The organism is Streptomyces tricolor (assembly GCF_002155905.1).
Lineage (GTDB): Bacteria > Actinomycetota > Actinomycetes > Streptomycetales > Streptomycetaceae > Streptomyces > Streptomyces tricolor.
Genome location: NZ_MUMF01000066.1, coordinates 27,971 through 45,119 on the forward strand (window position 1 = coordinate 27,971; position 17,149 = coordinate 45,119).

The 17,149-nt window shown below is 68.6% G+C and carries 20 protein-coding genes and 2 pseudogenes; 10 read left to right on the forward strand and 12 right to left on the reverse strand.

Features of this window, described 5'->3' with window-relative positions; translation table 11 throughout:
* The first annotated feature begins 46 nt into the window (after positions 1-46).
* Complete coding sequence (locus CCN44_RS05790) at positions 47-1,216, forward strand: lipid II:glycine glycyltransferase FemX (protein WP_051814947.1); 1,170 nt, start codon at positions 47-49, stop codon at positions 1,214-1,216.
* Positions 1,217-1,392: 176 nt separating this feature from the next.
* Positions 1,393-2,163 (forward strand): methyltransferase domain-containing protein, encoded by a 771-nt coding sequence (locus CCN44_RS05795; RefSeq protein ID WP_086697025.1) that lies wholly within the window; start codon positions 1,393-1,395, stop codon positions 2,161-2,163.
* A gap of 47 nt (positions 2,164-2,210) precedes the next feature.
* Here the strand turns inward: CCN44_RS05795 and CCN44_RS47745 are convergent.
* The 4 genes and pseudogenes from CCN44_RS47745 to CCN44_RS05815 all read right to left on the reverse strand — a co-directional run.
* A pseudogene (locus CCN44_RS47745) lies at positions 2,211-2,573 on the reverse strand (class F sortase); the annotation flags it as partial.
* Positions 2,574-2,788: 215 nt separating this feature from the next.
* The gene (locus CCN44_RS05805; protein WP_158103073.1) at positions 2,789-3,421 is read right to left on the reverse strand and encodes a DUF305 domain-containing protein; all 633 of its coding nucleotides are present in this window, start codon (positions 3,419-3,421) and stop codon (positions 2,789-2,791) included.
* 172 nt (positions 3,422-3,593) lie between these two features.
* Positions 3,594-4,718, reverse strand: coding sequence for a Nickel transporter NicT (gene nicT, locus CCN44_RS05810; protein ID WP_086697028.1), 1,125 nt, complete (start codon positions 4,716-4,718; stop codon positions 3,594-3,596).
* 140 nt (positions 4,719-4,858) lie between these two features.
* Positions 4,859-5,509 carry a TetR/AcrR family transcriptional regulator gene (locus CCN44_RS05815; protein WP_033313792.1) on the reverse strand — a complete coding sequence of 217 codons (651 nt, stop codon included), beginning with the start codon at positions 5,507-5,509 and terminating at the stop codon, positions 4,859-4,861.
* A 114-nt stretch (positions 5,510-5,623) separates the two neighbouring features.
* Between CCN44_RS05815 and CCN44_RS44315 the strand changes: the two genes are divergently transcribed.
* The 5 genes and pseudogenes from CCN44_RS44315 to CCN44_RS05835 all read left to right on the forward strand — a co-directional run bounded on the left by CCN44_RS44315 (position 5,624) and on the right by CCN44_RS05835 (position 8,078).
* The gene (locus CCN44_RS44315; RefSeq protein ID WP_158103074.1) at positions 5,624-5,791 is read left to right on the forward strand and encodes a hypothetical protein; all 168 of its coding nucleotides are present in this window, start codon (positions 5,624-5,626) and stop codon (positions 5,789-5,791) included.
* Positions 5,792-5,796: 5 nt separating this feature from the next.
* A complete protein-coding gene (locus tag CCN44_RS05820) occupies positions 5,797-6,351 on the forward strand; it encodes a hypothetical protein (protein ID WP_193459456.1) in 555 nt (184 codons plus the stop codon).
* A 119-nt stretch (positions 6,352-6,470) separates the two neighbouring features.
* Positions 6,471-6,640: pseudogene (locus CCN44_RS47750) on the forward strand (IS630 family transposase); the annotation flags it as partial.
* 278 nt (positions 6,641-6,918) lie between these two features.
* Positions 6,919-7,308 carry a DUF6153 family protein gene (locus CCN44_RS05830; RefSeq protein WP_086697029.1) on the forward strand — a complete coding sequence of 130 codons (390 nt, stop codon included), beginning with the start codon at positions 6,919-6,921 and terminating at the stop codon, positions 7,306-7,308.
* 86 nt (positions 7,309-7,394) lie between these two features.
* Positions 7,395-8,078, forward strand: a complete 684-nt coding sequence (locus CCN44_RS05835; RefSeq protein WP_143649628.1) for a hypothetical protein — start codon at positions 7,395-7,397, stop codon at positions 8,076-8,078.
* Positions 8,079-8,680: 602 nt separating this feature from the next.
* On the opposite strand, the gene CCN44_RS44930 is transcribed toward CCN44_RS05835, so the two are convergent.
* The 6 genes from CCN44_RS44930 to CCN44_RS05865 form a co-directional block, all read right to left on the reverse strand.
* Entirely contained in the window at positions 8,681-8,824 is a 144-nt protein-coding gene (locus CCN44_RS44930) for a hypothetical protein (RefSeq protein ID WP_167403944.1), read from the reverse strand.
* A 326-nt stretch (positions 8,825-9,150) separates the two neighbouring features.
* Complete coding sequence (locus CCN44_RS05845; RefSeq protein WP_086697031.1) at positions 9,151-9,852, reverse strand: aggregation-promoting factor C-terminal-like domain-containing protein; 702 nt, start codon at positions 9,850-9,852, stop codon at positions 9,151-9,153.
* Between the two features lie 125 nt (positions 9,853-9,977).
* A complete protein-coding gene (locus CCN44_RS05850) occupies positions 9,978-11,003 on the reverse strand; it encodes a C40 family peptidase (RefSeq protein ID WP_086697032.1) in 1,026 nt (341 codons plus the stop codon).
* Positions 11,004-11,217: 214 nt separating this feature from the next.
* Positions 11,218-12,129 carry a M56 family metallopeptidase gene (locus CCN44_RS05855; protein ID WP_086697033.1) on the reverse strand — a complete coding sequence of 304 codons (912 nt, stop codon included), beginning with the start codon at positions 12,127-12,129 and terminating at the stop codon, positions 11,218-11,220.
* Positions 12,126-12,509: a BlaI/MecI/CopY family transcriptional regulator gene (locus CCN44_RS05860; protein WP_086697034.1), complete on the reverse strand. Its 384-nt coding sequence runs from the start codon at positions 12,507-12,509 to the stop codon at positions 12,126-12,128. The genes CCN44_RS05855 and CCN44_RS05860 overlap by 4 nt, the downstream gene beginning before the upstream one ends.
* Before the next feature lie 83 nt (positions 12,510-12,592).
* Entirely contained in the window at positions 12,593-12,802 is a 210-nt protein-coding gene (locus tag CCN44_RS05865; protein WP_237480921.1) for a heavy-metal-associated domain-containing protein, read from the reverse strand.
* Positions 12,803-12,949: 147 nt separating this feature from the next.
* On the opposite strand from CCN44_RS05865, the gene CCN44_RS45895 reads away from it, so the two are divergent.
* Both CCN44_RS45895 and CCN44_RS05875 read left to right on the forward strand, forming a co-directional pair.
* Positions 12,950-13,330 carry a DUF6153 family protein gene (locus CCN44_RS45895; protein WP_404829635.1) on the forward strand — a complete coding sequence of 127 codons (381 nt, stop codon included), beginning with the start codon at positions 12,950-12,952 and terminating at the stop codon, positions 13,328-13,330.
* A 91-nt stretch (positions 13,331-13,421) separates the two neighbouring features.
* Positions 13,422-14,057 (forward strand): DUF305 domain-containing protein, encoded by a 636-nt coding sequence (locus tag CCN44_RS05875; RefSeq protein ID WP_086697036.1) that lies wholly within the window; start codon positions 13,422-13,424, stop codon positions 14,055-14,057.
* Between the two features lie 154 nt (positions 14,058-14,211).
* Here the strand turns inward: CCN44_RS05875 and CCN44_RS05880 are convergent, their stop codons facing one another.
* Both CCN44_RS05880 and CCN44_RS05890 read right to left on the reverse strand, forming a co-directional pair.
* A complete protein-coding gene (locus CCN44_RS05880) occupies positions 14,212-14,865 on the reverse strand; it encodes a DUF3105 domain-containing protein (protein WP_086697037.1) in 654 nt (217 codons plus the stop codon).
* A 621-nt stretch (positions 14,866-15,486) separates the two neighbouring features.
* Entirely contained in the window at positions 15,487-15,693 is a 207-nt protein-coding gene (locus CCN44_RS05890; RefSeq protein WP_086697039.1) for a preprotein translocase subunit YajC, read from the reverse strand.
* Between the two features lie 576 nt (positions 15,694-16,269).
* Between CCN44_RS05890 and CCN44_RS05895 the strand changes: the two genes are divergently transcribed.
* Positions 16,270-17,149 (forward strand): peptidoglycan binding domain-containing protein (locus tag CCN44_RS05895; RefSeq protein WP_244203886.1); only part of this gene is annotated, 880 nt, incomplete at its 3' end.

Here is a 17,149-nt window from a genome sequence, read left to right on the forward strand (position 1 = left end):
GCCCTCCCGGCGGAGGAGTACGGAACAGATCGAGGAGACCTCCCACATGGCCGTGACAGAGGCGCAGATGTCCGAAACCACACACACCCGCAGCTACGTGGTGCGCAGCACCACCACCGAGCGGCACCTGGGATATCTGGACTCTCTCCCCGGACAGGCGAGCTTCCTGCAGTACCCGTCCTGGGCCGCGGTGAAGGCAGGCTGGAAGGCGGAACGGCTCGGCTGGTTCGACAGCTCCGGACGCCAGTGCGGCGCCGCCCAGGTGCTGTACCGGCCACTGCCCGGAACACGCCGGTACTTCGCCTACCTGCCGGAAGGGCCGGTGCTGGACTGGGCGGACCCGCGGCTGCCGCACCTGCTTCAGCCTCTGCTGGACCATCTGCGGTCGGCCGGCGCCTTCGCGGTACGGATGGGGCCACCGCTGCCGTACCGCCGCTGGAACGCCGCGACCCTCAAGGCGGCGGTCGGTCCGGGGCGCCGCGTCGGCGATGTGCTGCCGGACCTCGTCGACCCGGTCGGCGCCGCCGTCGCGGACCGGCTGCGGGCGGGCGGATGGCGGCGCTGCGGCGAGGAGGGGAACGCCGGCGACGCACAGCCCCGTTACCTCTTCGAGGTGCCGCTGGCCGGCCGCACCCTCGACGACCTGTGGGCGGGCCTGAACCAGGAGTGGCGGCGCAACATAAAGAAGGCGGCGAAGGCCGACGTCGAGCCCTGCGTCGGTACGGCCGACTATCTGCCGGAGTTCTACCGGCTGCTGCAGCTCACCGAGCAGCGCGACGGCTTCCGGCTCGGCCGCTCGCTGGAGTACTTCCAGCGCCAGTACCGCGAACTCAACGCCGAAGAGTCCGGCCGCATGCGGCTGTACCTGGCGTGGCACGACGGGGAGGTGCTCGCCGCCCACACGCTGATACTGGCGGGGCGCCGGGCCTGGTACCAGACGGGAGCGTCCGCGGACCACCGCCGCGAGGTGCGGCCGAGCAACGCACTGCAGTGGCGAATGCTCCGCGACGCGCACACGCTGCGCGCCCAGGTGTACGACATGCGGGGCGTGCCCGACGTACTCGATCCGCAGGAGCGGTCGTACGGCCTGATGCGCTGGAAGCTCGGCACGGGAGGCCAGGTCGTCGAGACGCTCGGTGAATGGGAGCTGCCGCTTGAGGGTGCCGTCAACAAGACGCTGCACCGTGCCATGCAGAAGTATCTGGCACGGCGCTGAGGGCAGCTCCGGGGCGCGCGGATCGGTCATGGGGCAACATTAGCCGCAGAGTGCTAAGTAATTTAGTAGGGTGGCGTTGCCTCGATGGGTGGTGGGGAGCCCGTGGGTGCGAAAGAGGTGCGCCCGGCGGTCGGGCGCCTGCTGACACCGAGGGTGGAGACGACCGGGGGTGCCTGATGAGGGCGGCGGGCAGGAGAACGTCAGTATTGAAGTCGGGGGTCAAGCGGCTCTTGGGGCGTGCTGGATTCGACATCGTGCGCAGTACCAACCACCTGGGTGGCGTCGACGACTTCATCCCGTTCGAGGCAACGGTGCGGGCTGCACGGGCGGCCGGTCTGTCGGTCGGTGACTACATCGACGAGGTCATGAACGGGACGCCTGGCGCCACCCAGTCCACCATCGATGAACTAAGCGCCCTCGGCGTCTTCGCTGCCAACCCGAACACGGTGCTGGAGATCGGTCCCGGGTCCGGACGGTACCTGGAGAAGACGCTGAAGGAGTGTGCACCAGACCGCTACGAGATCTACGAGACGGCAGAGCCCTGGGCCAACTACCTGACGGATACATTCGGCGTGGTCGCCCAACCGACCGCAGGAAGCAGTCTCGCCCCGACACCCGACGGCAGCATCGACCTTGTGCAGGCCCATAAGGTCTTCAACACTGTGACCTTCCTCTGCGCCTCCCGCTACTTCTTCGAGATGGCGCGTGTCACGCGACCCGGTGGTCGGATCGTCTTCGACGTGATGACAGAGACCTGCCTGGAGCCGGCCGCGGTGGGCGCCTGGGCGACGCAGGGCGGCGCCGGGCACGACTCCTACCCAGCCGCCATGCCCCGCCGGACATGCGTGGACCTCTTCGCGGCCCTCGGCTGCAGCCTGGAGGCCAGTTTCCTGGCGCCCATGGGCGTCGCCTCCACGGAGGTGCTTGTCTTCAGGAAGGGGACTTGACCCTCAGAAGGATTCAGCCTGCCGATCGGCGGGGCCGGGGTGGCGTCGACGTAGAGCCGGTCGCGGTAGCCGCTGCCTTCGCGGTAGGGCCCGGTGCAGGTGACCAGCACCAGCCGGGGAGGCCCGATAGTGGTGATGAACTCGCCCGGCAGTGCGGCGCCGCGGCGCACGGTGACCGCCCGAACCCTGTAGCCCACTCTGGCGGCCGCGGTGGTGACCGTGACCCGGTCACCCGGCTTGGCCCGGGTCAGGGGTGCGAAGACGGCGGCCCCGCGTGGGGTGTCGAGGTGCCCGGCGATGATGGTGCTGCCCTGTCGGCTGCCCGGCGGGGCGGTGTCCTCCCACCAGCCGGCCGCCTTGCCGTCACCGGGCACGGCCAGGCGCCCATCGGCCCTCACCACGATGGGCATCACCGCCGCATCCAGACCCACTCGGGCCAGAGTCAGGCGTACCGGGCTCGCCGTCGAGGTCGTGTGGGAAGCGGACCGCTGGGGCGGCACCGGCCGGAGCGATGCCGCCCCAGCGGCGACGGCAGGGCGCGCCGGGGCGCTGGCGGCCGCCAATGCGACGACCCAGAGCGACAGTGTGGCCAGCGCCCACAGAGTGTGCCCGGCGCGCCCGCCGGTCACTGGCGGCGCAGGCGCCGGCCCAGGGCGGCGGTACCCACTGCCGCGGCCACGCCACCGGCGGCCAGCCACCCTGCTCCGCCGGTGCCGGCGCCTCGCGAGCCGGCGGTGGCCAGGCCGCCGCTACCGGTGTCGACGGTGATCGGCTTACCGGCGATGACCGCCTCGAACTTGCCGATCTCCTCCGTCTGGGTCTTGTGCATCGTGTCGCACAAGTCGCGCAACTCGCTGTGCTTGGCGTGCTTGCGGCACTTGTCCGCCTCGGGCAGGAACTCGCGGTGGTGCTGGGCGAAGTGGCGGGAGAGCGTCACGTCGAAGGCCCGACCCGACAGACCCTCAAGCTCGTGCATCATGGGCATGGCCTCGTGTGGCACGCTCGGTTCCTCATCGGTGCTGTACCAGGCCTTCAGCCACGAACGCATCGTGGCGATCTCCTTGGCCTGCGTGTGCTTGATCTCCGAGCAGAGGCCCTTGAGATCCGCCCGCGTCGTCTTCTGCACACACATCTCGGCCATGTGGACGCCGCCGAAGTGATGGTCGACGGTCATGGCGAGGAACTCTTTTTCGTTGAACTCGCTGTCGCCGTCCGCGACGGCAGTGGGTGCTGCGGCAAGGGCGAGTCCGGCAGCCATCAACAGGGCTGCACCCACACGGCCCACGGATGTTATTCGGCAGTTCATGCAAACTCCGATCGATCGGTCGGTGGCACGGTGCCGAAACCTGCCTTCCGTGCAACCAGCGAGTAACCGATGCGGAGCCGTGCGATTCACCCGGATGCCCGGCGTGTCCCACTCGCCCAGCCGGTCAGTCTCCCGTGGACTGCGGGGCGACTGCCCATTTCTCCTCAAGGCGGCCGTATCGCCAGATGAGCAGCGCGGCGGCCCAGGTGACGACGAAGAGGAGGACTACGGCGTACCCGACGCTGTTGAGGTCGATGCCGCCGATCCAGTCCCAGAAGGCGCCGTGCAGGGAGAGCTTCTCCGCGGCGATCGACAGCAGCTCGACTGTGCCGATGAGGAGCGCGGCGGCGACCGACAGCCCGGTGATGGTGATGTTGTAGAAGACCTTGCGGACCGGGTTGGAGAAGGCCCACGAGTACGCGAAGTTCATGAACGAGCCGTCGATCGTGTCGAGCAGGCTCATCCCGGCCGCGAACAGCACCGGCAGGCACAGGATCGCGTACCAGGGGATGCCGGCCCCGGCCGCGCCTGCCGCGAGGAACAGGAGCGAGACCTCGGTGGCGGTGTCGAAGCCGAGGCCGAAGAGGAAGCCCAGCGGGTACATGTGCCAGGGCTTGCCGACGGCCCGGGTCGCCCGGCCCAGGATCCGGGTCATGACCCCGCCGCCGTTGCTGAGCTGCGCCTCCAGGTCTGCCTCGCTGTGGTCACCCGTGCGCATCCGGCGGAAGACCTTCAGGATCCCGAGCAGGGCGACGAGGTTGAAGGCCGCGATGACATAGAGGAAGACACCGGAGACCGAGGTGCCGATAAGGCCGAGCGTCTGCTGCAGCGCGGAGCCGTCATCCTGCACGGGTCCGGCGAGCGAGCGCACGCCGAGCGCGAAGAGCAGGGCGAGCAGGAAGACGACGGTCGAGTGGCCGAGGGAGAAGAAGAAGCCGACGGACAGCGGGCGCTGGCCGTCGGAGATCAGCTTGCGGGTGGTGTTGTCGATCGCTGCGATGTGGTCGGCGTCGAAGGCGTGCCGCATGCCGAGCACGTACGCGGTGACGCCGAGACCGATGCCGAACGCCCCCTGGCTGCCCAGGTCGAAGTGCTGCGGAACGACGAAGAACAGCAGCGTGCCCCAGCCAATGACGTGCAGGGCGAGGATCGCTGCGGCCAGGCCGCCGGCCCGGGCCCATTCGCGGGGAGTGAGTGCTCCGCGTATACGCCGGACGAGGCCGGGCTGAGGGTTGGGCGCAGCGGTCATGGCGGTGTCCTTGATCCGAGTCGTGCTTACGTCGCAGACCATTCTCTATGGAATTTAGTAGTTAGCTGCAAAGAGATCGCAATAACTTCTAGGACGCTGCTGCCCAACCCATGCGGGCTCGTGGAGAAGAGTGGGTGAGCTCAGTGGGCTGAGTGCCCTGAGTGGTGACCGTGGCGTGCGTGCCCGCTCGTCGGCTTCTGGTCTTCCGGCATGGGGTGACCGTCGCGCAGCCCGGACAGGGTCACCGTGACGAGACGGTCCGCCGCCGCTTCGGAGGGCAGGGCCGCAGCGGCGGTCAAGGCGTGAAGGCAGTACGTCGCCAGCTCGTCGGGCGCGACGTCGGCACGGAAGACGCCGGCCTGCGCGCCCTCGGCCAGCAGATCCCGGATCATGCCGTGTAGCTGCTCCTGCGCTCGGACGACCCGCTCGTCCCGGTGAAGGAACGCCGCGAGCTCGGTGCCGTGGTGTCCGCGGGACTGGCGCGAGATGTGGGCGAACGCCCTCAGAACCACCTCGAGCTGCTCGCCGGGCCCATCGGCCTGGTCCCGGACCTCCGCCAGCTGGGCCAGGTGCTCGGTGATCTGGCGGTCGTGCCAGGCGAGCAGGATCGCCTCGACGTCCGGGAAGTACTTGTACAGCGTGGCCCGGCCGATGCCGGCCTGTTCGGCGATCTGCGACATCGTCACCGACCGCACGCCGCGCTCGGCGGCCAGCTCCGCCGTGGTGTTCAGAATCGCGTCGCGCACCGCGCGGCGGTGCGCCTCGATCGTCTCGTTCCACAGCTTGGGCACGGCGTCAGTGTACGCGGCGGCGATGTTGATACACCCTGGTTGACACCATGGACAGAGTGTCTCGTAAAGTGCGCGTGTCGACCGTCCGGCAATCGAGCACCCAAGGACGCACACATGGCTGACTCGCCCTCCCGTACCGAAGCCGCCGACCACACGCCAGGTCCCACGACGCATCCCGGCATGCCCCGCTGGGTGAAGGTCTTCGGTATCGCCGCCGGATCCGCGCTGCTGGTGGCGTTCGTGCTCATGCACGCGTTCGGTGGCGGGATGGGTGGCCACTGAACGCCATGGCCATGAACCCCCGCCTCCGCAAGCTCAACCTCACCGCACACGTCACCTCCTCGGTCGGCTGGCTCGGCGCTGTCGTCGTGTTCGTCGTCCTCGCTGCCGTGGGTCTTGCCGGCCAGGACCCCCAGAGGGTGCGCGGTGCCTACCTGGCGATGGAACTGACCGGCTGGTTCGCGCTGGTTCCCCTCAGCCTCGCCTCGCTGTTCACCGGGCTCGTCCAAGCCCTGGGGACGACCTGGGGTCTGTTCCGTTACTACTGGGTCGTCATCAAGCTGCTGATCAACGTGGTCGCGACCGCTCTGCTGCTCGTACACATGCAGGTGGTCGGCCATGTCGCCGACGCCGCGGCCCGGGCCACGCTTTCGAGTGATGACCTGGTAGGGATGAGGATCCAGCTGCTGGCCGACGCCGCCGCGGCCCTCCTCGTGCTGCTCGTCGCCGTGACGCTGTCGGTGTACAAACCGAAGGGGCTGACCCGTTACGGGTGGCGCAGGCAGCACCAGTCACGGGCGCCGCAGCGGCCGGTCGTCCAGGAGGATCCGGCGGCCGTCTGACGATGCGCCGGCGCCCCCGCGCTTGGTACAGCGGCCAGCCGCCGAGGGTGAGCTGCTTCATGCCGTCCGCTCGGTCGACGGTGCCGAGCAGGCTCTTCTCCACGTGGCTGAGCGCCGATGAGAAAATCTGGGCCCACGTCAAGCGCAGCTGGCCAACCTCGCCGTCACGGCCCTCGACCGGCTCGAAACTCTGGTGCGCAATCGGCTCAAGCGCCTTCAGTACCGGCCCGGCACCCTCGACGGCTTCATAGTAGGAACGGGCCTCGCCCTCGACGCCCCTACGTCACCCTGGCAAGCCGAAGTCAGTATCGGCTTCCTGCTCGCTGGGCTGGTCGTCTCGACCGCCGCCCTCGAAGACGATCGCACCCGGCGCCGAGCCACGGGGCCAGCCAGCGCGGTGCAGCTACGCGGTGACGCCGCGCAGACGCATCCACGCCTGATGTGATCTTCCTCCCATCACGGGGTGGGGACGCCTCCGGCTGGCAATTTCGCTACCAAGCCCGCCTATGGTCCTGAAGCGTGATTTCAGGCCAGGTCCGTCGCGGCCACCGCACGGGAGCGTTGCTGATGGCAACGCTCTTCGCGGTGGTGCTTGCCGTATTCGCGATGCACGCCCTGACCACACATCACCATTCCCACAGCTGCCACGCCGCCGCGATGCCCCTCACTGACGCCGGGGACAAGACTCAGCACGCCCACACTGCCGTCGCTCCCGGTGAAGCCACCAAAACACCGGACGGCCCGGACGGCGAATCCCCCTGCGACCACGGCGGAGCCGGAGACAGCTGCCTGGCGCTGTTGGGCATTGTTGCCGCCTTGCTCGCGTTCGCCCTCAGGCGCGGGATCTCCAACCGCGTCCTCTGCGTGCTCCGCCGATGGGCAGCACCCGCGCACCGCTGGATCAGCCGCACCGGCGACCCACCGTGCCTACACCGACTTTCGATCCTGCGCTGCTGAGAGCTGCACCAACGTGACGCCGCACCACTGGTGTCGGCGCGCTTCTGCCTGCTCTCACACACCAAGATCTGAAAGGCCTTACCCGCGTGACCACCGTTCTCCAGCCCGAGCGCCACCAGACTCCCCCCTCGAGACATCGCCGCCCTGCCTTCGACAAGAAGTCGCTCCCGGCTCGCTACAGCGGCCAGATGCTCTACTTCATGGGCGCCGCCCTGATCGCCGGCGCCGTCGTCCACTACCCGATCGATCCGTCGCTGTACACGATCATCTGCGTCGTCGGCGCCTTCGTGTTCCTCCTCGGCACCATCGTCAACGAGTTCGTGCTGGCCGATGAGCGTCCGGCGCTGAGCCAGGCAGTCTCGCTGGTCGCGTTCTCCCTGCTGCTGTCCTTCGGTGTCGGCCTGGTCGGCGGCGGCATCCAGCACTTCGAGCAGTTCCCCGAGCGCAGTGCCTGGATGACCCCCATCGGCCTGCTCATGTCGTACGTCGCGTTCGTCGCCAAGGACTCCAAGGGCCGCTGGCGGCACCTCGTCAGCCCGTTCGCGGCAGGCGTCGTCGTCCTCTCGGCCCTCACCTGGCTGGGCATGAACGCCCTCGCCGGCACCATCAGCTCCGATGGCCACAGCCACGATCACGGCTCCACGACCCAGACGCCCGCAGAGCAGGACCAGCCCTCCGCAGAGCAGGACCAGACTCCCGTTGAGCAGGACCGGCCGGCCGAGGCCCCCGCGGAGCCGGCAGAGGATGGTCATACGTCCCATAGCCACTGACTCGTAGCCGTTCTCGCGGGCCTACGCGTGGACCCACGCTGGGCTCGTAGGCCACTCATGGCGCCTGCGCTTGCCGTCGGCGGGCTCGGGGATGTGGCGTGCTCCTGCGAGCGCGCAGCTCGGCGAGGCGTTCCTCCAGACGTCTCCTCGCTGGTGATCTTCCCCAGCTCGCCGCGGCGGGTGGGCCCTTGATCAAGGACATGGCCTGGTCGGCTGCCTGGCGACCGCCGGGGTGGCGGCTTCTTCCGTGGAGCGGGCCACGCGGAGACCAAGGCTTCCCGGACAGTGCGCCGATTAATGCAATGCGCCTGGGCCTGCTCATCAGCCATGAATTCCACCTGCACGCGGCGGCGGTAGCCGCCCCTCACATGTGATCGACGATCTCCCTGAGAACCCCGGAGCGACCGCCCGGTGACTGTGCTAGCCGACCTTGATCGTTCTCGCCGACAACCGCTGTACCGATGTTCAAGGCCGAGCACGGCGGCCGGCCGCCGGTCATCACCGACGACATGCTGCACACCGTGCTCCGCCGGCGGGCGAACCGGCGAGTCCGTGGAGCAGATCCAGCCCGACCTGATCATCTCCACCGGCAAGCTCAAGGGTCAGAACCCCTCCATCGCCGGCATCTGCCGGGCGATCACGCCAAGCGCGAGGCATACCCCGAAGCCGTCGATCAGGCCCACGCCGACTTCGCCGCCCTCCAGGTCGGCGAACTCCCCAGGCAGCTCATCCTGACCGAACGTCACTCTGACTACCACATCTGGTGGGTGGTGCCGGGGTCGTCCCGCCACCGGCGTATGAGGGCACCGACAGACTCATGGTCGAGGCCGAGCACGGCGGACGAAGCGGAGGAACAATGCGCACGAGATCCGCGCAGACCTCGTACAGCGGCCTGGACGGGTCGTCTCGCAGCCGGGTGCCGACACGCGCCCGTGCTGCTCTCGCCCGGCCGCGGCCACGGCACGCACCATGGGCAGGACGGGGGCGATGCCGATTCCGCCGGCGATGAACAAGTAGTCGTCCGTCAGGACAGGCGGGAACCTGTTGCGCGGCCTTTTGATCCCGGGCTGGTCTAGTACCAGTTGTTGGCCTGCCAGAACTGCCAGGCGCCGCAGGGGCCGTCGTAGCGGCTGTTCATGTAGTTCAGGCCCCACTTGATCTGGGTGGCCGGGTTGGTCGCCCAGTCGGCGCCGGCGGAGGACATCTTGGAGCCTGGCAGCGCTTGCATGAGGCCGTAGGCGTCGGATGTGGGGTTGTCTGCCTGGTAGTTCCAGCTGGACTCGCGCTCCACGATGTCGCTGAAGCACTGCCACTGGTCGGCGGGCACCATCTGGCGTGCCATCGCCTGCACCTCTGCGACGGTGTATGTGCTCTGGACCGGGAAAGAGGAGGAATCACGGGCCGAGCGGCTGACGGCCTCCTGCTGGGCCTCCTCCCGCTCCTTGGCGAGCTTCTCCGCCGCAGCCTTCTTCTCCGCAGCGTCCTTCTTGGCCGCAGCATCCTCGGCCGCCTGCCTGCGCGCAGCCTCTTCCGCGGACTTCTTCGTCGCGGCGTCCGCCGAGACGGCCTGGGCGTCGGCCTGCTGGACCAGCGAGCCGACCTGGACCTGGGCCTGCTGGCCCGCGGGTATGTCCGAGAGGAGGGTCGCGTCGGCCGCGGTCGCATCGAAGTCGTTCGACGACTGCGCGGTGTTGCCCGAGGCAATTCCCGCGACGGCGCCGACGGTGGTGACCGCGGTGGCGGACACCACGGCGAATCCCCGGATCCGGCTCACACGTTTTCCTTCCGACATCGTCCGCTTCGCGCGGGGTGACCTCGCGGGCGCGATCGCGCCTCTGCCGCTGGCCTCCGCTGCTGACAGGTCAGCAGAAGTTCCTTGGGCGGTGCGGGTGGTGGGGCTCAGGGCCTGCTGGCGGCGAAGAACGGCATGGAGTCCAACGGGACGATCTCCACGTTCTTTCCGGTACGCGGCGCGTGGATGGCCTTGCCGTTGCCGACGTACATGCCGTTGTGCTGGTTGTCGTTGTACCAGTAGATGATGTCGCCCGGCTGCAGATCGGACTTGGCCACTTTGCGGCCGACGTCGTACTGCTGCTTGACGGTGCGCGGCAGCGAGACGCCCGCCGCGCGCCATGAGGCGCCGGTCAGGCCCGAGCAGTCGTAGGAGTTGGGTCCGGTGGATCCCCACTCGTAGGGCTTGCCGAGCTGGGCGTACGCGAAGTCGAGCGCGACCTTGGCGCGGCCGCTGGCCGGGCCGTTGTAGGTGGCGGCGGAGTCGCTGGCGCCCGCGGCGGCGTCCTCGCGCTCCTGGTCGGCTTCCATCTTGGCGCGCTGGGCGGCGGTCAGGCTGTTGAGGAGCTTGCGGGCCTTGGCGAGCTTGCCCTGGACCTCGTCCTTCTTCTCCTTGGCCTTCGCTCGCGTCTCCTGCAGGTCCTGCAGCTGCTCCTGGACGGTCGCGCGTTCCTGCGCGAGTTCGCGCTGCATGTTCTGCATCGCCCGCAGGGCGTCGGCCTGTCGGCTGCTCGTGCGGTCGAGCATCTCGGCCTGGTGGAGATAGTCGTCCGGGTCGCCGGAGAGGAAGAGCTCCACGCTCGGATCGATGCCGCCGCTGCGGTACTGCGCCGCCGCCAACGGGCCTATCTTCTCGCGCAGTTCGTTGATCTCCTGCTGCTTGCGGGCCAGGCGCTCCCGCGCGCGTTCGGCTTCGCGCTGCAGCTCCTTCTGCTTCTCACGGATGCCGTTGTACTCCTCGGTGGGAGCCTCGGCCTCCTCGTAGAGCAGCTCGACTTGCTTGCGCACCTCGTCCACCGTGGGCTTGGGCGCCGCCTGGCTCTGCGTCGGCAGGAGGCTGACCGCGCCGGCCGCCATGCCGATGGTGGCTATTCGGGCGCGGCTGGGCGGCTTCGGCCTACGGTGCGTTCCCATCGTGGGCTGACTCCTTAGCGCGTCTGTGGACCGAGCGACGGGTTTTGGCCGTCGGGCCGACGCCAGTCAGCTTCGGCACTGTCCCGCGGACCCGACGCTGGGCACAGGCCCCAGCCCGCGCCCAGCGCCGTATTCATCGAGCGGGTTAGAACTTAGTAGCTTCGTAATACGCACCGCAAGTGAGACTGGGTCACACCAGCCTCACCAGTAGCGGTCAGCCGAGTCCGGGCGGGCAGGCGACCAGCAGCGGCAGCAGCGGCACCGTCAGGGCGGCCGCAGCCACGGAGCCCCACAGGGCGGGATGCGCGGTCTTGCGCGGGCCGAGGACACGCTTCAGGCGGATCAGAGCGCTCTGACCACCCGCCGCCAGGGCACCCTTCGGCGTCCGGGCCGCCGCCATCTCGTACATCGCGGTGGCCAGCGCCTCGTGGGAGTGGCTGCGCAGCGCGCGGTCGTCGGCGATCATCTCCAGCAGCAACGCCGTCTGCTCCCGGGCGTGGCGGGCCAGCGGCACCCACCGGAAGACGGAGTAGAAGGCCTCCACCGTGGCCAGGACCAGGTGGTGGCGGCCCGCGATATGGGCCTGCTCGTGCTCCAGCACGGCGCCGAGCTGCTCGGGTGTCAGATGGCGCACAGCCGCATCGCTGATCACGATCCGGGGATCGCGGCCCGGCAGACAGTAGGCGGCGGGAGTGTCGTACGGCAGGACGGTGGCGCACAGACGGGCCGAGTGCCGGCCCACCAGGTCGACGGCTTCCCGGTGTTCGCTCCGCACGCGACGGGCTCGTACGACATGGAAGGCGAAGCTCGCGACGAGGGCGATCCCGATGGCGGCCGGAACGCCGACGGCCAAACGGGCCGCGATTTCGGGATCGGGCCGACCCACTCCCACATCCAGCCCGCAGGCGTGCAGCAGGCCGACCATGCCCGCGTGCAGGTGCTCGGCCGGCATGGCCAGGCTGGCCGCGGAGAGCGCGGCCCCGAACGAGAACGAGACGGCCAGGGCATGCCACACCGCCGCCGCCAAGGCCGGCGCCCGATGCGGCCAGTCGGCGCGCAGGAGCAGGTACGGGGCAGCGAAGCCCACCGCCGCCGTGTAGCCGACAAGGGCGGGCGCGGCGTTCACGAGTCCGCCTCGGCCTGGCCCGCCTGGCGTCCCGTGTTCCGCAGGGCCTTGCGCAGGGCGGCCTGCTCCTCGTCGGACATGTTCTCCACGAAGGCGACCAGCGCGGCCCGGCGGTCCTTGCTCTCTCCCAAACCGTCCTCCATGAGCGCGGCGGCGTACGCCTCGCGGCTGCGCACCGGCGAGTACAGCCAGGCCCGGCCCTGCTTGCCACGCAGCAGCCAGCCCTTGCCGTACAGGATGTTGGTGACGGTCATCACCGTGGTGTACGCGACGGGGCGATTCCTGTTGATGTCATCGACTATCTCGCGCACCGTCGCCGGACGGTTCCACGTCCAGAGACGATCCATGATTTCCGCTTCAAGATCCCCGAGCCGCCGCATGGCCCTGACTTCCCTTCGCCACCGAATACGCAAGGCCATAGTAGTCGGCCGCAAGGGCAGTCTTTCGGGACGGAGGCGGAACCTCATACTCGGCCGGTGAGTTCGTAGCCCGCCTCGTCGATCGCCTCGCGTATCCGCGAATCGTCGAGCGGTGTGGTGGACGTCACGGTGACGCGGCCCGTGGGGACGTCGACCTGCACGTCGACGACGGTTTCGAGCGCTGAGACCTCCTGCTTCACGGCGTTCTCGGTCATGCCGGACACGTGATATTCGGTGGTCAGTAGGTCGGGCACGATGCCTCCCCTCCGGGTTGTCATACCCTGGGTGGGTATGACGTCTCCGTGTCTACTCCGGTTGGTCCCCGGGATGCAAGCGACCGCTGATCCATGCCTAGGATGAGGCCCGTGACCCGCCTCCGACAGTTCATGCGACCGCACTCGATGGTGCGGTCTTTTGGGCTGCTCGTGTGGGCTGTGCTCTTGGGGCTGCTCGGTATGCACGGGCTCGGGCCGGTTTCCGGTGCCGCCGCTGCCATGTCCGGGCATGACCGGGCGGCTGTGGTCGCGCATACGGACGTCATGGCGTCGATGCCGGGCGGATGCGATCACGGCGACGGTGGCTGTACTGGCCACACGGCCCATGCGGATCCCACGTGCGCCTCGGCGTCAGTCGGCGGGGCTCCGGCGATGGTGCCGACGCTGCTCCCTGACGTGGTGGCGTGTGCCGAACCGGGGGAGACACGTACGTCTCCTGACGGCAGCGGTCCCGACGGCGGTCGCGCCCCGCCCTCACTCTCCGAACTCCAGCTCCTGCGGATATAGAGCGGCCCGCGCGTCGCCGCATACCCACTTCTGTGGACGCGGCGAGGTGCCTCGGCATGTCCTTCGCAGATCCGAACTCAGGAGCTCAACCATGACTGCACGCCGCAAGCTCGTCCGCCGTACCGCACTCGCCGTCACCGCTGGTGCGGCCGCTCTCGTCCTGTCCGCCTGCGGCGGTGGCGGACACGACATGTCCTCGATGGGGGGCGACTCCGACTCCAGCCCTTCCGCGACCGCCTCGGCGAAGGCCGGCGACCACAACGACCAGGACATCTCCTTCGCCAAGGAGATGATCCAGCACCACCGTCAGGCCGTGGAGATGGCCGACCTGGCCGCCGACCGCGCCTCCTCGCAGGAGGTCAAGGACCTCGCCACGAAGATCAAGGGCGCGCAGGACCCGGAGATCAAGACGATGTCCGGCTGGCTCACCTCGTGGGGCGAGGAGGTCCCCGCGGACATGTCCGGCATGGAGGGCCACGACATGTCGTCCGGCATGCCCGGCATGATGAGCAGCGAGGACATGGACAAGCTGGAGAAGGCCTCCGGCGCCGAGTTCGACAAGATGTTCCTCGAGATGATGGTCAAGCACCACGAGGGCGCCGTCGAGATGGCCAACACGCAGAAGGCCGAGGGCAAGTACGGTCCCGCCGTGAAGCTCGCGGACGCCGTGATCACGGCCCAGACCGCCGAGATCGAGCAGATGAACAAGATCCTCGGCAAGAGCTGACGCAGCGACAGAAACGGTGTGGCCGACGGCGCCTGGACGCCGTCGGCCACACCGCTTTTCGGGTCTCCCAGTGCCACGGTGTGGCCGCATTGATGTCGCTCGGCCGCCACTCTGTGGCATCCATCGCCGCCGCACCGAAAGGAACCGGTCCGCCTTAGGCGGTCAGGCCCCCGCTGCAGGTTGCGCCCAGCTCGGGAGTCTGAGCACCCTGGACGTACTTGGTAAGGAACTGCTCGACCCTGGGGTCGGATGCCTTGTCGACGCTGAGCTGGGTGCCCCAAGCCGAAAGCGTGATCGTTCCGGACTGGCTGGTGTCCGGGCTCATCAGGGTGTAGGGCGTCTTGGAGACCTTGTCGCTGAGTGTCCTGATGTCGGCGTCGGTGGCCTTGTCGTTGTACGTGACCCAGACCGCTCCGTGCTCCAGTGAGTGCACGGCGTTCTCATTGGCTATGGGCTTGTTGTAGACGGTGCCGTCGCAGGTCATCCACGCCTTGTTGTGGTCGCCGCCGACGGGCGGATTCATTGGGTATTCGACGGCCGTCTTGACGTGGTTGCGGCCGAGCTTCTTCGCGTCCCAGGTCTTCTCGCCGCGTACGGGCTTCTTGGCCGCGGCGGCCTGCTGCTCCTCCTTCTCGTTTGCGCTGTTGATGGCGTAACCGCCCCAGCCGATCAGTCCTCCGACGATGAGAGTGCTGAGAGTGATGGTGATGATGCGGTTGCGGCGTTCGCGGGCGCGTTCGACCTTGCGCATCTCTTCTATCTTGGCCCTCCGCGCCTGGGAGGCCGCCTTCTTGTTGGTCTTGCTCATGACTGTGTGTTCCTCGTCCCCGCCGTGCGGCGGTGGGTGCAGGGGTGGTGGGTGGGCGAACGTCGCTCGCCGTACGCGTGAGTGCGCGGCAGGCGTGTGTCTACGTCCGTTGCACCTGGAGGACGTGGAGATTGGGAGCGCGGTCGGTCGCCGCTGTCAGCTCGGGGAGGGAGAGGGCGTCCGGCTGCCGGGGGAGATCCGGCATGCGAGGCAGAGCCATTGCCACTGGCTGGGCGGGGGTGGCGAGCACCGCGCGTACGCCGTCGACGGCTGGGCGGCAGCACACATAACCGGAAGGGCAGTCGGCGGTGTGGGCGACTGCCGACCCATGCTGATCAGTCGAGGTGTCGGCAGGCATCGCTGCGGCGGACACGGCGGTCAGGGAGGCAGTGTCGGCGTCGCTGTTGCCGGGTGCCAGGCACGCCAGGCACACCGTCAGCGCGGCGAGCAGGACAGCCAAGGCAGAGCAGAGCCCCGCAGTCCGCGTGGTCTGCCACGCCGCGCGGGTCGTCTGCTGTCTCCAGGGCTTCATTACTGGTGATATTAGGCGGTCGTTGTGGGGGAGCTACCAGGTCACGGTTGCGGCGAACACGGTCGCGGCAAGTGGGAGCCGGATGCTCGTCATGCCGGGCTGTCGTGCCGTGTGGTGTCCCGCGACGCCAGCTCGCCGCGCAGAGCCTCGATTCCCTTACGGAGGCGGATCAGCTCCTGGCGATCCGCAGCAGGGGCGGTCTGTGCCCCGTGCTTCGAGCGCATCATGAACCACATCATGGCGCCCATGACCAGCGGGCAGGCCAGCAGTGGCAGGGCATAAAGCAGTCCATCCATCGCGGGTCTCCTTCCTACTTCGACGAGGACAGGGTGACGGGACGTGGCCAGGTGGGGTGCGACGCTGCCGGCCGCCTGCTCCTGCACGGACACGAATCCGCAGTCAATCTTACTGATGTATAACTAATCCACTTAGTTTGCTAGGAGCGTGATGGGTTCTGTGTCGATCAGCCGAGGAACCGGCCCGGCCACGAGTCCGGAGGGCACCGCCGTATCGGGTTCCCGCCGAAGAGCAGGCAGGGCCTCCTGTGTCCGTAGCGCATGTCGTCGGCCGGGCCCACTGGTCCTGGGTGGCTCTGTCGTCTGCACTCCGAGGCCCTCGGCGTTCACGGCAGCGACCGCAGGCTCCCTGGACGCGGCTCTGTGCGGTGCCCCGCGCTGTGCCGGCGGTGAGGCCGAAGCCGTCATAGCCGGTGAGTCGCATCTCGTACTGCTCTGGTCGCTCAGTCGTTTCGAGAGTGCCCCGATGACAGAGCTTACGTAATCGCCACAAAAGTCTTCTCATCATCGCCCGGCATACGGCCCGCTACGCGAGCCCTGCCTGCGCCACGCGCCAGTCACACACAAGGAGAACCAGTGCTGAGTTCATCGCGCCTCGGCCCGCCCGCCGAGACCGCCCCGCCCGCGGACGCCGGGCCGGCCGGTCGCAACCGAATAGGCCGTGTCGCGCTCGTGGCGGGGACGGCGGTCGGTGTCGGCTTCGGCGGCCTGTATCTGGTGGGCCTGCTGGCATCCAGTGAGGAGGTCCCCGCAGGGACCCGGGTGAGCGGTGTGGACATCGGAGGGCTGAGCCGTTCGGAGGCGCGCGAGAAGCTGGACGGCAGCCTGGGCAGGACCTGGTCCGAGCCCATGAAGGTGCGCCTCGGCGACAGCGTCGACACCATCCACGTGTCCGGCATCTCTCTGGACAGCGAGGAGACCGTCGCCCGCGCCGCGCAGACGGGGTCCGACCCGTTCACCGTGATCGGCCGCCTCTTCACGAGCGGCGACCGCGAGGTCGAACCGGTCATCCGTGTGGATGAGGAGAAGGCCCGCGCGTCACTGGCCGAGAAGGCGAAGACGTACGACCGTAAGGCGCGGGAGGGCGAGGTCACGTTCCACGCGGGCGAGGCGGTGCCGGTGCGGCCGGTCACCGGGCGGGCCCTGGACGTGGACGGTGCGGTAGGGGCGTTGGCGTCGGCGGCACCAGGCAAGGGGAGTGACCCGGTACGGCTGCCTGTCCGTACGTCCGAACCCAAGGTCGGCGCGGAGGAGGTGAACCGCGCGATGAAGGAGTTCGCCACCCCCGCCATGTCTGCACCAGTCACGCTCGCCGTGGGCGGCCGGGAGGTCGAGATCAGCCCGGCGACCATCGGCAAGCACCTCACCATGAAGCCGGACGGAGACAACCGGCTGACACCCGCACTCGACGGCAGCGGACTCCTGACCGATCCGAAGGTGGCCAGCCCGCTCGCGC